General features: G+C 69.7%; 10 protein-coding genes and 1 pseudogene. 4 read left to right on the top strand and 7 right to left on the bottom strand.

Going from position 1 to position 14,019, the window contains the following annotated elements; translation table 11 throughout:
• Positions 1–150 precede the first annotated feature (150 nt).
• Both BY998_RS19430 and BY998_RS19425 read left to right on the top strand, forming a co-directional pair.
• Complete coding sequence (locus tag BY998_RS19430; RefSeq protein ID WP_110353327.1) at positions 151–1,863, top strand: fructose-specific PTS transporter subunit EIIC; 1,713 nt, start codon at positions 151–153, stop codon at positions 1,861–1,863.
• A 161-nt stretch (positions 1,864–2,024) separates the two neighbouring features.
• A pseudogene (locus BY998_RS19425) lies at positions 2,025–3,522 on the top strand (carbohydrate porin).
• A 180-nt stretch (positions 3,523–3,702) separates the two neighbouring features.
• On the opposite strand, the gene BY998_RS19420 reads toward BY998_RS19425, so the two are convergent.
• The 4 genes from BY998_RS19420 to BY998_RS19405 all read right to left on the bottom strand — a co-directional run bounded on the left by BY998_RS19420 (position 3,703) and on the right by BY998_RS19405 (position 10,653).
• Entirely contained in the window at positions 3,703–4,764 is a 1,062-nt protein-coding gene (locus tag BY998_RS19420; protein WP_110353325.1) for a hypothetical protein, read from the bottom strand.
• A 48-nt stretch (positions 4,765–4,812) separates the two neighbouring features.
• Complete coding sequence (locus BY998_RS19415; protein ID WP_110353323.1) at positions 4,813–7,839, bottom strand: transglycosylase domain-containing protein; 3,027 nt, start codon at positions 7,837–7,839, stop codon at positions 4,813–4,815.
• Positions 7,840–8,079: 240 nt separating this feature from the next.
• Positions 8,080–9,273 (bottom strand): flagellin, encoded by a 1,194-nt coding sequence (locus BY998_RS19410; RefSeq protein ID WP_110353322.1) that lies wholly within the window; start codon positions 9,271–9,273, stop codon positions 8,080–8,082.
• Between the two features lie 183 nt (positions 9,274–9,456).
• Positions 9,457–10,653 (bottom strand): flagellin, encoded by a 1,197-nt coding sequence (locus BY998_RS19405; RefSeq protein WP_110353320.1) that lies wholly within the window; start codon positions 10,651–10,653, stop codon positions 9,457–9,459.
• 203 nt (positions 10,654–10,856) lie between these two features.
• Between BY998_RS19405 and BY998_RS19400 the strand changes: the two genes are divergently transcribed.
• On the top strand, positions 10,857–11,273 hold the full coding sequence (locus tag BY998_RS19400; RefSeq protein WP_110353318.1) for a flagellar biosynthesis repressor FlbT: 417 nt from the start codon (positions 10,857–10,859) through the stop codon (positions 11,271–11,273).
• Between the two features lie 27 nt (positions 11,274–11,300).
• On the opposite strand, the gene BY998_RS19395 is transcribed toward BY998_RS19400, so the two are convergent.
• The 3 genes from BY998_RS19395 to BY998_RS19385 form a co-directional block, all read right to left on the bottom strand.
• Positions 11,301–11,516, bottom strand: a complete 216-nt coding sequence (locus tag BY998_RS19395) for a DUF3606 domain-containing protein (protein WP_110353316.1) — start codon at positions 11,514–11,516, stop codon at positions 11,301–11,303.
• 132 nt (positions 11,517–11,648) lie between these two features.
• Positions 11,649–12,788, bottom strand: coding sequence for an acyltransferase family protein (locus BY998_RS19390; protein WP_245421662.1), 1,140 nt, complete (start codon positions 12,786–12,788; stop codon positions 11,649–11,651).
• A 161-nt stretch (positions 12,789–12,949) separates the two neighbouring features.
• A complete protein-coding gene (locus BY998_RS19385) occupies positions 12,950–13,315 on the bottom strand; it encodes a restriction endonuclease (RefSeq protein ID WP_110353312.1) in 366 nt (121 codons plus the stop codon).
• A gap of 233 nt (positions 13,316–13,548) precedes the next feature.
• Between BY998_RS19385 and BY998_RS19380 the strand changes: the two genes are divergently transcribed.
• Entirely contained in the window at positions 13,549–13,977 is a 429-nt protein-coding gene (locus tag BY998_RS19380; protein WP_110353311.1) for a TIGR01244 family sulfur transferase, read from the top strand.
• The last annotated feature ends 42 nt before the right edge of the window (positions 13,978–14,019 follow it).

Here is a 14,019-nt window from a genome sequence, read left to right as displayed (position 1 = left end):
TCGCGGATGCGAGGCGGGAGAGGGGAGCGACGCTTCCGGAAAGACCTGAGCCGATCCCTCACCCGACCCCTTCGGGGCCACCCTCTCCCGCAGAGGGGAGAGGGATGCGCGGCAGCGGACAGCTCGAAAAAGAATCCGAGGAGGAAACCCATGGCACAGCTTCTGGCCGTGGTGGGAGGCGGAGACCTCTCCACCCACGCCGTCCTCGCCGCCGAGGCCCTGCGCAGGGCGGCCGGGCGGCGCAACACCCCCATCGCCCTCGAGATCCGCGGCAAGGGCGCGAGCGGCAACCCGCTCTCCGAGGCGGCCATCGCGCAGGCGAAGACCGTGCTGCTCGTCGGCGAAGGCGATCTCGGCGAGGGACGGTTCGGCGCGCTGCACCGGGCGCGGGCGGCGCTCGAGGACGTGCTCACCGACGTCAACGCCGTGTTCGATCGCCTGAGCGCCGGGGCGGAGGCCCCCTCCCCCGCCGCGGCCGGCCCCAAAAGAATCGTGGCGGTCACCTCCTGCCCCACCGGCATCGCCCACACCTTCATGGCGGCCGAGGGCATCCAGGCGGCGGCCCAGGCGCTCGGCCACGACGTGCGCGTGGAGACGCAAGGATCGGTCGGCGCCCGCGACGCGCTGACGGCGCCCGAGATCGCCGCGGCCGACATCGTGATCATTGCCGCCGATACCGGGGTCGACCGAGGGCGTTTTGCCGGCAAGCGGGTCTACGCCGCGAGCACCAAGGCCGCGATCCGGGACGGCAAGGGCCTGATCGCCACCGCGCTGGCCGAGGCACAGCTTCAGCCCGCCGGCGGCGAGGCAAAGGCGGAGGGGCCGGCGCGGCCGGAAGCGGCGGAGAAGAAGGCCGGTGCCTACAAGCACCTGATGACCGGCGTGTCCTTCATGCTGCCCTTCGTGGTGGCGGGCGGCCTCCTGATCGCACTCGCCTTCGCTGTCGGCGGCATCGACGCGATGAAGCCGGAGAACGCGGGCACGCTCGGCTACGCGCTCGGCGAGATCGGCGCCAAGGCGGCCTTCGCCCTGATCGTCCCGGCGCTGGCCGGCTACATCGCCTACTCGATCGCGGACCGGCCCGGCATCGCGCCCGGCATGATCGGCGGCATGCTGGCCGCCAATCTCCAGGCGGGCTTTCTCGGAGGCATCGCGGCAGGCTTCATCGCCGGATACACGACGGCTTTCCTCAATCGTCACATCCGCCTGCATAAGAACCTGGAGGGCCTGAAGCCCGTCCTGATCCTGCCGCTGCTGGCCACCGCCATCACCGGCCTGCTGATGGTCTACGTCGTCGGCGTGCCGGTGGCCGCGATCCTCGCCGCGCTCACCGACTGGCTCAAGGGCATGCAGGGGGCGAGCGCGCTGGTGCTCGGCCTCGTGCTCGGCGGGATGATGGCGGTCGACATGGGGGGGCCGATCAACAAGGCGGCCTACGCCTCCGCCGCGGCGCTGCTCTCCTCGGGCGTCGACGCGCCGATGGCGGCGGTGATGCTGGGCGGCATGACGCCCCCGCTCGGGATCGCGCTGGCCACCCGCCTGTTCCCGTCCCGCTTCACCGCGCCGGAGCGCGAGGCGGGCGGCGCGGCGGCCGTGCTCGGCGCCGCCTTCATCACGGAAGGAGCGATCCCCTTCGCCGCGGCCGACCCGCTGCGGGTGATCCCCTCCATGGTGGCCGGCTCCGCGCTCGCCGGGGCCATCGCCCTGACCTCGGGCGTGACCCTGAAGGTGCCCCATGGCGGCCTGTTCGTGCTGCCGATCCCCAATGCCGTGACCAACGTGACGGGCGCGCTGATCGCGCTCGCCGCCGGCACCCTGGTGACCGGCCTGCTGGTCGGCCTTCTCAAGAAGCGCGCGGCCTGAACGGACGGTCGGCGCCGGAGCCTCCGGCGCCGCCGGGCCAACGATCGACCGCGGTCGCTTCCGCTTCGTCCCGGATCGCGGCCCGCAATACAATCTATGATTGATTACATGACAGGGTCCGAGCAACCGGGCCGGGAAAACGTCGAGTGAGGGGGAATGAAATGAGGGCTGGAAAGGCAGCATGGGTCGCGTTCGGCCTCAGCACCGCGCTCGCGGGCGCGGCCGAGGCGCAGGAGCCGCCCGCGCAACCGGGTCTCGCCGGGGTCCCGATCGGCGCGCCCGCCACGATCCGCCGCCCGGCCCTGCGGCGGGCCGCACGGCGCCTCCCGCCGCGGCGGACCTTCGGCGACGACGGCAGCGCGGCGGCGGCGGCCGACGTGCTCGGCCAATCGGCGACGCCCCCCGCCCTGCCGCCCGGCACCTTCGATCTCGGCAACGGCCTCTCGTTCCTGCTCAACTATACGGGACAGGCGGTCGCCAACCCGGTCGGCGGCATCCGCCAGGGCTCGGCTTATGCCGGCCAGCTCTTCTTCGGCATCGACGCCGACCTGCAGCGGCTGGCGGGGATCGCGGGCGGCTCGGTCCACGTCGCGGTCACGAACCGCCACGGCCGCAACCTCGCCGACGACTTCATCGGCAACAACACCAGCGTGCAGGAGATCTTCGGCGGCGGCCAGACCACGCGGCTGACCCTGCTCTCCTACCAGCAGAAGCTGTTCGACAACCGGCTCGACATCGAAGTCGGGCGCTTGGTGGCCAACATCAACTTCCTCAACTCGCCGATCTACTGCAACTTTCAGACAAATTCCGCTTGCGGAAACCCGACCTTCGTCTTCAAGACCTCGAACTTCACCTTCTGGCCGGTAGCGAGCTGGGGCGGGCACGCCAAGGCGTGGCTGACCGATACGGTGTTCTTCCACGTCGGCGCCTACGAGGTGAACCCGCTGCACCAGCAACCGGGCGACAACGGCCTCGACTTCTCGACCAAGGGCGCCACCGGCGCGATCGTGCCGTTCGAACTCGGCTATTCCACCACCTTCGCCAACGACGCGCTGCCCCGCAACTACGGCATCGGCGGCTGGGTCGACCGCTCCGACTACACGGACCCGGTGCTGGATGCGGCGGGCGGGCGCCGGGTGCTCACCGGGTTCTCCCCTGCGACGCGCTTCGGCCGCTCAGGGATCTATGCCCGTTTCGACCAGATGGTCTGGCGCCCCGATCCCAAGGGCATCCAGGGCCTGACCCTGTTCGGCGTCGCCATGGCGGGCACGGGGGGGGCGCTTGGTCGAGGATTACTTCCTGGAGGTCGGCGCGCTCCAGACCGGCACCTTCGCCGGGCGGCCCTACGACACGGTGGGCTTCGTCATCAACACGCAGGCCTTCAGCCCGCTGGCGCGCGGCAACATCGAGGCGGCGCAAGCCTCCCTCGGCCTGTTCCGCACGATCCCGAAGCATCAGATCATGATGGAGCTGAACTACGGCATCCAGGTTTCGCCCGCGGTCCGGCTGACGCCGAACCTGCAATACATCATCAATCCGGACCAGACCCGCTTCCCGTACTACCCGAAGAACATCCCCGACGCCTTGGTGGTCGGCGCCAAGCTCTCGGTGGACCTGTTCACCCTGGCCGGCCTCGCCCGGGGTCCGGGCAGCCCGTGAGGGGCCCCGAACGAAAAAGCGGCGCGCCTACGAAAGGCGCGCCGGCTGAGGTGACTCGCGGTCTCAGGAACGAGTCGAGATAGATTATCCAATATACCAGCGAATGTCTGTTGCCCATCGGTGACAGCGACATCTTTGCTCACACTTTCGTGAGGAATGGGTGACAGCGAAGAACGTGTCTCACGGCTTCGCCAGCGCGTCGGCGAAGGCGACGATGCGGTTGCGGGCGTAGGTGGGCACGCCTGCGCTGATCGAGCTGCCGGTGTTGAACGAGGAGTTGCCCATCAGCACCTGCACCGGAAGCAGGTTCTTGAGCACCGGCACGCGGGCATATTCCTGCTTGCGGTCGAGCACGTCGGCCTTGATGGCGAGCGCCATGTAGGTCGTCACCACGGTGCGGCCCGGGTCGTTCGGGTCCGGCTGCATCACCGCCAGGAACTTGCCGAAGCGCAGGATCTGGTTGACCCAGAAGATGGTCTGTTCGAGCCCCCCGGCCATGGGCGTCTCGATCTTGGTCAGCGCCGAGAGGCCCGCCGCCTCGGCCGGCGGCAGCACCCGCAACTCGCTCTGGAACGAGACGAATTCCGCGATCTTCTTCGAGGTGCCGAGTTCGAGCCGGTTGGCGAGCTTCACGCCCAAGGGAAGCTTGCCTTCGAGGTCGTAGCGCGACTCGATGCAGACGCCCCCCGCCCCGCACCAGGGCCGGTCCGGGCGCTTCGCGAAGGCGGCCGCCGGGTCCTTGGTCGGCGTCGCGTCCGCCGGGTCGAGCCGCTTGTGGCGGATCACCGGGTCCATCTTGGCCAGGAAGTCGATGCCGGCGAAGGCCGAGAGGTCGATGGCGGAGGGCGGCTTGGCGACGACGAAGCGGCCTTCCGCGACGTAGACCTTGAGGGTCTCGTGGCGCTGCTTGGCGACGCCGTTCACGGTCTGGGTGTAGTCGGGCTCGGTGTAGCCGGGCCAGGGGCTCAGCGCGGCGGCTTCCGCTGCCCGCGCCTTGCGCCACGCGTCGAAGGCGATCAGCCCGCTCTCCGGATTGGTCGAGGCGGCCTCGCGGTGGTCGCTGAACAGCACCGTGCCGGGCTTGAGGCCGGCGACATCGCCCGGCTTAAGGGCCGGCACGTCCTTCACCCGGTCGGAGACGATCGCCGTCGGCTTGGGAAGATCTTTGGCCGCGTCCTGCGCGCGGGCCGGCGCGGCCAGTGCGAGCGCGACGAGGAGGGCGGCCGGAAACTGCCTGGGCAAAGCGGACCTCGGATGCGTCGATGGGGGACGGCGTGAACGGGCGCGGGCTCAGTAGCCCGGGTCGTCGCCGAAGAGGTAGTCGGGATCGCGGCGGCGCTGGCGGGTGCGCCGGTCGCCGTCGTCGTCGAAGGGCGAGCCGAACGGCACCGGGTTGACCTGCCCGTAGCGGTCGCGCCCGGGCCAGGCCTGCGGCTCCTCCCGGCGGTCGCGGCGCAGACCCCAGGGATCGGCGGTCCGATCCGAATCCGGCTCGGCGCGCCGCTGGGCGAAGGGGTCGGTGCCCTCGCGGCGCCCGCCGGGCAGGTTGCCGAAGAGGTCGCCGGCAACATCCGCCCCGTCCTCGGAATTGGCATAGTCGCCGTCCTCGGCGTCGGGGCGCATGGCGTAGAGCGTCTCGCGCGGCACCAGCGCGTATTGCGTGTCGGCGACGCGCCCGTCCTTGAGGCGGAAATGCTCGATGAAGCCGCCGCCGGCCACGCGCTGGCCGCTGCGGGGCTCGATCGGAAGGTCGGCGATGAGCGCCTTCGCCTCCGGGGACGGGGGCGCGAGCGGCGTGCGCGGCACGCCGTTGGCCCAGGCGGCCTGGAAGATGGCTCGCGCGATCGGCACCGAGACGTGGCCGCCGGTCTGGCCGCGGCCGAGCGTCCGGCGCACGCCGTCGGCGTTGTCGTAGCCGGCCCAGACCACCACGGTGATCTCGTTCGAGAAGCCGGCGAACCACGCGTCGTTCTCGTTCTCCGAGGTGCCGGTCTTGCCCGCGACGTAAGCGGAGATGTTCGAGAGCGCCGCGGCCGTGCCGTGCCGGGTCACGCCCTGGAGCATGGTCTTGAGCTGGTAGAAGGCGACCCGGTCGGCCGAGCCGATCCGCACCGGCGCCTTGTCGGGCCGGCTGTAGACCGGCTTGCCGTCGCGCTCGATCGCCTCCAGCGCGTAGGCGCTCGGGCGCGCGCCCTCGTTGGCGATGGCGGCGTAGAAGCTCGCCAGATCGATCATCCGCACGGCTTGCGCGCCGAGCACGAAGGGGTAGTAGCGCTCGCACTCGGCGTAGAGCTGCGCCTCCAGCGCGATGTCGCAGACCCGCTGCAGGCTGGCGGGGGCCTTGGGCGCGATGCCGCCTTCGAGCAGGCGCGCGGTGACGAGGTTCTTCGAGAATTCGAGGCCGCGCCGGATCGTCGTCGCGCCCGAGCCGCCGCCGTCGTAGTTCTTCGGCGACCAGGAATCGCCGATGCCGCCGATGGGCGGCAGCGTGACGGGCGCGTCCATCACCAGGGTGTTGGGCTGCATCCCCGCGTTCAGGGCGGCGAGATAGGTCAGCGGCTTCAGGGTCGAACCCGGCTGGCGCACGGTCTGCGTCACCCGGTTGAGCTGGCTCAGGGGGTAGGAGAAGCCCCCGCTCATCGCCAGGATCTTGCCGGTCCGGTTCTCGAGCACGATGGCCGCGCCCTGTACGGACGGGCGCACCCGCAGGTCGGCGCGGGGGCTGCCCCTGCCCTCGCGCAGGCGTACCCGCACGGCGTCGTAGAGCTGGAGCTTTCCGCGCCCGGGGCCGGGTTCGAGGCTCGCGACGCGGCCATCGGGCAGCCCGACCCGCGTTCCGTTCTTGCCCGTCTGGAGCACCACCGCGAGCGGCCAGCGCACGTCGTAGAGCGGCGGCCGGGCCGAGAGAAGCGCGCGCTGCCAGGCGGGCTGGACCGCCGGCTTGGCGGGGGCCTTGGCCGATTTGGCGCCCTTCGTTCCCTTGGGCGCCGGCGCGGCTTCCGCGGCCGGTTCGGGTGCCGGGGTGGCGGCCTCGATGCGCTTGACGGCTTCGGCGAGGTTCAGCTCCGGCCCCTCGTAGCGGGCGCGGCCGATGCCGCGCTCGTAGGTCGAGAGCCCTTCCTGCAGCGCGCCTTCCAGCGCACTCTGCAGGCCCGCATTCACCGTGGCGCGCACGGTGTAGGAGGCCTTGGTGAGCGATTCGAGCCCGGCAAAGGTGCGCGCCTCGCGGGCCACGTGGTCGACGAGGTAGAAGCCGGAATCCTGGCGCGCGGCCTCCGGCGGCTTGATGCCGAGATCCGAGGCGAGCGCCGCGTTCATCTGCGCCTCGGTGATCGCGCCCTCCTCCTTCATGCGGCTGAGCACGTAGGCGCGGCGCTCGCGCGCCCGCTCGGGGTATTTGTCGGGGCTGTAATAGTTCGGCCCCTTTGGTAACCCGGCGAGGAGGGCGGCTTCCGGCAGGGTGAGGGCGCCCACCGACTTCCCGAACCACGAGCGCGCGGCCATCTCGATGCCGTAGGCGCCGCGGCCGAGATAGATGCCGTTGAGGTAGAGCCCGAGGATCTGCGGCTTGGTCTGGAGGCGCTCCAGGCGCGAGGCCACGATCATCTCGCGGATCTTGCGCTCGTAGGTGACGTCGTCGCCCACCGAGAGATTCTTCACCACCTGCTGCGTGATGGTCGAGCCGCCGGCCGGACGCCCCGGCGAGGCGAGGTTGCCGACGAAGGCGCGGATCACGCCGCGCTCGTCGATGCCCCGGTGCTGGTAGAAGCGCTTGTCCTCGGCCGCGACGAAGGCTTGTCGGACGAGATCCGGCACGCCCTCGATCGGCACCACGAGGCGCCGGCCATTGGCCTCGAAGCTCTCCGAATAGGGCTTGCCTGCGGAATCGAGGATCAGGCTGGCGCTGGGCAGCCGGATGTCGCGCAGGGCCTCGGCCGAGGGCAGGTCCCGCACGGCGTTGTTGTAGAAGGCGATCACCGCGCCCGGATCGAAGGGCGACTGAGCCGGGTTCTCGCCCTTGCAGAACTGCTTGTAGCTCGTGTTCAACTCGTTGAGATCGAGCCCGTGCAGAATCTTGGGCGCGCTGTCGCCCGCCACCGCACTCGGATCCTCCATCGCCGTGGTGATGAGTTCGTCGAGGTTGATGTCCTCGATGTCGAAGGACTTGCGCATGTGGGCGCAGCCGTCGCGCAGGATCGCCACGACCTCCCCGCCGTCCTTGGCGGGGTCGAACTGGGTCCGCACCGCGTCGGGCCGCGTCGTGACCTGGCTGAGGGTCAGCGCGGTCGCGAACAGCTTGATCAGGATGACGTTCATCGAGCGATTCTGAGGATCCCGGACGGGACGCGGCGGAGGGCGTGCCGACGCCGATCAAGCGGCGCACAACGCGGCTGATTTATGGACTCGCGCGCGCCGACGCCACGGGCCGGACTGCGCCGCCGTCGGGTCCGGCCGCGGGCCCGTACGACGAAAAGGGACGACCGCTTCGCGCGATCGCCCCTTGAGACGTGGCTGCGGCGGCCAGCGCGGCCGGCCGCCTCGCGGATGGCGTCTGCCTCAGCGCAGGAGCTGGAGGATGCCCTGCTGCGCCTGGTTGGCGAGCGACAGCGCCGAGATGCCGAGCGACTGGCGCGTCGACAGCGCCTGGGAATTGGCCGCCTCCTCGTTGAGGTCGGCGTTGGTCAGGTTCGATGCGCCGGTATCGAGGATGTTCACGAGCCGCTTGGTGAAGTCCTGCCGGTTCTGCACCACCGAGAGGTTCGAGCCGAAGGTCGAACTCGCCGTGCGCAGGGTGTCCGAGGCGCCGGTCAGGCTCGTCAGCGTGCCCTTGATGTCCACGTCGAGCAGGAAGTTGCCCTGGCCGTTCGTCGTCGAGCCGGAATTGCCGGTGATGGGATCGAGATCGAGGCCGTCGGCCGTCAGGTCCTGACCCTGGACGTCGAGGTTGGCGGTGTCGCGCTCGTTGAAGGCGATATGCAGCTTGTTCGACGAATCGCCGTTGCTGATCAGATTCACGCCGTTGAAGCTCGAATCCTTGGCGAGTTGCGAGATCTGGATCAGCAGGCTGTTGTATTGCTCGGCCAGCTTGTTGCGGGTCTCCACGCCCGAGATGGTCAGGTTGGCGCTGTTGCTCGCGGCCGTGTTGCCGGTGCCGTACTTGTTGGCCGTGGCGGAGCCGGTCCCGGCGGTGAAGCCGAGAGCCGTCTGGCTGCCCGTCGTCGCGAATTCGATTGCCGCGCTGGCGTTCAGCACGATCTTCTTGCCGGTCGTGTCCTTCGAGAACATCGTCGAGCCGGCCTGCGTGTTCAGCGCCGCGATCGCCGTGTCGATCGTATCGCCCGTGGCGATGGTCGCCGTCTTGCTCGTGCCGTTGACGTAGAAGGTGACGGTGGCGTTGGTCGCGGAGGTGAAGTCGTTGGCCGCGGTGCCGGTCGTGGTGATCTGCGTCGAGAGCGCTTGGTTGGCAGTCGATTTCGCCGAGTCGATCAGCTTCTGGATCGAGGTGATGCCCTGGTTGGCCGCCTGGATCGTCTGGATGCCGTTGGAGATCGAGTCGAGCAGCGAGCCGAGGTCGCCCGAGCGGCTGTTGAAGGATTGCGCGGTGAAGAAGTTGACGGGGTTGTCGAGGGCCGACGAGACCTTCAGGCCCGTCGCCAGACGGTTCTGGGTGGTCGCCGTCAGGGCCGAGGTGTCCTGCAGCGAGAGCAGGTTTTGGCGCGTGGCGGCGGAAAGCGTGACACTAGAAGACATGGGTAACAACCCCGTTCAGATCGATACCGACCCGGCATTAAGGTTAATTCACCACGCATTCGGTTGCCGTAGCGTTAACGATGCCTTCCTGATCTCAGATTCTTCGATTTTCGAACGAGAGAACGGCCGGGACAAGGTCCCGGCCGTCTCATTCACCGATGTTCGACGTCTCAGCTGACGCGATCAGCGCAGGAGCTGGAGGATGCTCTGCTGCGCCTGGTTGGCGAGCGACAGCGCCGAGATGCCCAGCGACTGACGGGTCGACAGCGCCTGGGAGTTGGCCGCCTCGAGGTTGAGGTCGGCGTTGGTCAGGTTCGCCGCGCCGGTATCGAGCACGTTGATCAGGTTCTTCGAGAAGCTCTGACGGTTCTGCACCACCGAGAGGTTCGAGCCGAACGTCGAGCTCGCCGCGCGCAGGGTATCCGAAGCCGAGCTCAGGCTGGTCAGCGTGCTCTTGATGCCGGCGTCGAGCAGGAAGTTGCCCTTGCCGTCGACGGTCGCACCCGAATTGCTGGTGATCGAGTCGAGGTCGAGACCGGCGGAGGTCAGGTCCTGCCCCTGCACGTCGAGGTTCGAGCTGTCCTTCTCGTTGAAGGCGATGTGCAGCTTGTTCGAGGCATCACCGTTGCTGATCAGGTTGGTGCCGTTGAAGCTCGAATCTTTGGCGAGCTGCGTGATCTGGGTCAGCAGGCTGTTGTACTGCTCGGCCAGCTTCTTACGGGCATCGACACCCGAAACGGTCAGGTCCGTGCCGGCGCTGATGGTATCGTTGCTGGAACCGTACTTGTTCGCAGTCGAGGTCGAGCCACCGGCAAAGCCCAGCGCGGTCTGGTCGGTGGAGGCCTTGAACTCCACGGCAGCGCTGGCGTTCAGCACGATCTTCTTGCCGGTCGTGTCCTTGGAGAACATCGTCGAGCCGGCCTGGGTGTTGAGTTCGGTGATGGCCGCGTCGATCGTGGAATTGGAGGCAATGGTCGCCGTCTTGCTGGTGCCGTTGACGTAGAAGCTGACCGAGGTCGTGCTCGAGGTGCTGGCTGCAAAGTCGCTCGTCGCGGTGCCGGTCGTGGTGATCTGCGTCGAGAGCGCCTGGTTGGCGGTGGACTTCGCCGAGTCGATCAGCTTCTGGATCGAGGTGATGCCCTGGTTGGCCGCCTGGATCGCCTGGATGCCGTTCGAGATGCCGTCGAGCAGGCCGCCCAGATCGGTCGAGCGGTTCGACAGGTTCTGCGCGGTGAAGAAGTTGACGGGGTTGTCGAGGGCGGAGGAAACCTTGAGGCCGGTGGCGAGGCGGTTCTGGGTGGTGGCCGTCAGGGCCGAGGTGTCCTGCAGCGAGAGCAGGTTCTGACGGGTGGCGGCCGAAAGCGTGATGCCGGAAGACATGGGGGCGATCCTTGTGGGTCTTGATGCCGCCCTTTTGGCGACACCCGGACCCTCCACCCCGCGCCTTGCCGAGACCTTAATCCGATCGTCGGATTGGGCTGCTTTCGCCCGTCAAACGCAAGCATCGCGCAAAGCTTCGCGATCATGGTTAAGAGAAGTTCACGGCCGCTGCCCCGTTTCGACCAATCAAGGAATCAGTAACCATGGCGCTGCGCATCGAACTCAAGCCTCAGGAACGGCTGATCATCAACGGCGCACTGATCCGCAACGGCGACCGCCGCTCGACCTTCGTGATCGAGAACCAATGCAAGTTCCTGCGCGAGAGCGAGATCCTCACCGAGAGCGAGGCCGACACCGCCGCCAAGCGGCTCTGCGTCACGCTCCAGTTCATCTACCTCGCCGACAACCCGCCGGAGGCCGAGGATCTGTTCGTGCGCCAGGCCACGGAGATCATGAAGGCCTCACCGAGCATGGGGCCCTACATCCTCGCGATCCAGGACGAACTCTCGGCGCGCCAGTATCACCGCGCGATCAAGCGCGGGCGCGAGCTGATCGCCTACGAGCGCCAGCTCCTCGACCATCTCGCGCAAAGCACCGCCGAGGGCGCGCCGCAGGGTTGAGCGGCGCCGCGCGCTTACCGGGCCGTCTCAGACGATGCCACTCTTGTCGTAGGGCCAGGGCTTGCCGAGATGGGCGGCGACCCGCGCCGCATCGGAGCCGACCGCCTCGACCGCCGCCTGCACCTGCTCCACCGGCACTTCGAACCGGCGCGCCCAGTAGGCGCGGTCGCGGGGCTCGCGCAGGACCACCTCGGCGGGGTCGCCGCTCGCCGCGCTCGTCTCGTTCGCCACCTCGTTCGCCATGCGCCGGCCCCTTCCTGAAGCGCGCCCGCGACGGGACGGCGGGCGCCGGGGGGAAGCGACGGGCGGGGCGCGAAGGTTCCGTCCTCGCCTCCGCGCCGGTCCTCCGCACCTGCCTTGAGCCCCTGCGGCGGCTCACGCCTCGCGGGGCGCGACCGACGCGGGCGGCAAGCAGCCGGTCCGGGCCGGCGCGGGGGCGATGTGGAAGGCGGCCGGGCGCCGGAACAGGACGTCGAGCCGGGTGCCGCGCACCAACCGCTCGAAGGCGAGCGGCAGCGTGACCGCCACGACGGTCACGATCAGGCTCGCGAGGCCGACGCCGAGGGCGTGATCGGGAAGCGCGAGGTTGAACTTGACGATCAGCGTGCGGGTCAGCGCCATCGGCAGGAAGAAGCCGAGATAGATCACGATGGAGCGCTCGCCGCAGGCGCGCAGGGCCGCGGTCACGGGCCCGCCCGCGCGGGTCATCAGGGCGGCGAAGGCGACGATGGCGAGCGCGCCCACGGTGCCGAGCCCGAGGCTCACCACCGGCAGGCGGGCGAGTGTCGGCACGGCCTCGATGCCCGTCGGCGTGAAGACGAAGACGGCCTCCAGCAGCGCCCACAGGGCGAGGCCCGCCAGCGCCGGAACGACCGCCCCGCGCACCCGGTCGGCGAAGCGGAAGATCCATTCGGCGAAGAGGTAGCCGCCCAGGAAGTAGACGTAGCGCTCGCAGAACTCGTCGAGCAGGTAGGGCCAGCTGCTGGTCGGCAGGATCTGCAGGAGCGCGGCGGCGGCCAGCAGCACGAGCCCGGGCACGCGGCGGTGGAGAAGCTTCGTCACCACCGAGAAGACCGCGAGCAGGTAGACGAACCACAGCGTCGAGTAAGGGACCACCAGCGCCTCGGCCAGATGCAGGCCGAAGGCCGCGAACTGGGCGCCCACCCCCTCCGCGCCCGCGACGATCGGGCCCGCCTTGAACAGCGACTGGATCACCACCCACAGGACGTAGAAATAGGCGAAGTGGACCACGCGGCGATCCGCGAACAGGCGCCAGTCGCGGTCGATCACCCGGCCGAGGAAGAGCCCCGAGAGCAGGAAGAAATCCGGGATCCGGAAGGGGCGCGCGAATTCCACGACGGTGTGCAGGAAACCCTCGCCGCCCAGCGCCTCTCCGGTGCCGAGCGTCGAGTGCATCATCACGACGAGGATGATGCACAGCCCCTTGGCGACATCGACCCAGGCGAGGCGGGCCGCCTCCTCGGGCCGCGGGCGGAGGGGCTGGCTGGCCGCCATCGTGGAGGCGGGCGCGGTCTGGAGCGCAGTCTGGGGCGCGGTCATGGGCTCGGGCCTGCGAAATCGAGCCGCCATCCTCGCTGCCGGGGGGTTAAGTCGGGTTGAGCGCGGGCCGGCAACCTCGCGGCGCGGTTAATGCCCGGACAAGACGGTCGGGCCGGTCAGCGGCGGTCGCGCCGGGCGCGGGTCATGCGGGTGGGGGCGTGGAAGTCGTCGGGCTTGTCGCGCACCCAGGCCAGGAAGCGGGCGATCTCGGGGTCGGCCCGCAGCGCCTCGACCTGTGCCAGCCGGCGGGCGATCTCGGCCTCGCTGTAGCGGGCATGGATCGCCGAGTGGCAGATCTGATGCAGCCGCACCGTCCCCCCGTGGGTCCCGCCCTTCAGCTTGGGCGTGAGGTGATGCAGGCTCTGGCGCGCGTGCCGGGGAATCGGGCGCTCGCAGAGCGGGCAGACCGGCACGGAAGCGGGCGCCGGCCCGTGGGTCTCCGGATCCTCGTCCCGCCAGCGCCGGGCGCGCCGCCCCACCACGTTCCCCTCCCACGAAACCGCCCGGCTCCGCGGGGCGCGAGGAAAACCGGGCGGAGGGCGTCGCGGCTCCCCGGCGCGGCCGCGTCACGTGCGCCGGGGCAATCCTTCGGGACGCCCGGCCCGCCTTGCCGCCGCGCAGGGTGCGCGCTACGCCAAGGCCCGCGTTATCGTCCCATCCGGAAGCCGGCCGCCCTGGCGGAACCCGGCACGCGGCAGACCCGAGGGCCAGCGACATGAAGCGGACGCCCATCGACCCGACCTTCTCGGTCGCCGGCCAGCCGAGCCTCGAGGAGATCGCCGCCCTCGGGCGGGAAGGCGTGGCGCTCCTCATCAACAACCGTCCCGACGGGGAGGAGCCGGACCAGCCCGGCGCCGCGGCCGAGCGGGCGGCGGCCGAGGAAGCGGGTCTGGCCTATCTCGACTTGCCGGTGACCGGCCCGACCCTGACCCGCGAGGCGGTCGAGCGTTTTCACGCCGCGGTCGAGGGCGCGCGGGGCCCCGTCGTCGCCCATTGCCGCAGCGGCACGCGCTCCCTCACCCTCTGGGCGATCGGCGAGGTGCTCGCCGGCCGCCTGCGCCGGGACGAGGTGGCGGCGCTGGGAGCCCGCCACGGATACGACCTCTCGGGGGCCGAGCGCTGGCTCGCCGCGAACGCGGGCTGAAGCCGAGGAGGGCCGAGGGTCCGCCTCCGGATGAACCGTCCC

It is taken from the genome of Methylobacterium sp. B4, from assembly GCF_003201865.1.
Lineage (GTDB): Bacteria > Pseudomonadota > Alphaproteobacteria > Rhizobiales > Beijerinckiaceae > Methylobacterium.
This window is presented reverse-complemented; position numbering and strand designations above follow the sequence as displayed.

Coding starts and splice junctions, on each gene's coding strand:
- BY998_RS19430 (WP_110353327.1), top strand. CDS start 151: ATGGCACAGCTTCTGGCCGTGGTGGGAGGCGGAGACCTCTCCACCCAC.
- BY998_RS19415 (WP_110353323.1), bottom strand. CDS start 7,839: ATGAACGTCATCCTGATCAAGCTGTTCGCGACCGCGCTGACCCTCAGC.
- BY998_RS19410 (WP_110353322.1), bottom strand. CDS start 9,273: ATGTCTTCTAGTGTCACGCTTTCCGCCGCCACGCGCCAAAACCTGCTC.
- BY998_RS19405 (WP_110353320.1), bottom strand. CDS start 10,653: ATGTCTTCCGGCATCACGCTTTCGGCCGCCACCCGTCAGAACCTGCTC.
- BY998_RS19400 (WP_110353318.1), top strand. CDS start 10,857: ATGGCGCTGCGCATCGAACTCAAGCCTCAGGAACGGCTGATCATCAAC.
- BY998_RS19395 (WP_110353316.1), bottom strand. CDS start 11,516: ATGGCGAACGAGGTGGCGAACGAGACGAGCGCGGCGAGCGGCGACCCC.
- BY998_RS19390 (WP_245421662.1), bottom strand. CDS start 12,788: ATGGCGGCCAGCCAGCCCCTCCGCCCGCGGCCCGAGGAGGCGGCCCGC.
- BY998_RS19380 (WP_110353311.1), top strand. CDS start 13,549: ATGAAGCGGACGCCCATCGACCCGACCTTCTCGGTCGCCGGCCAGCCG.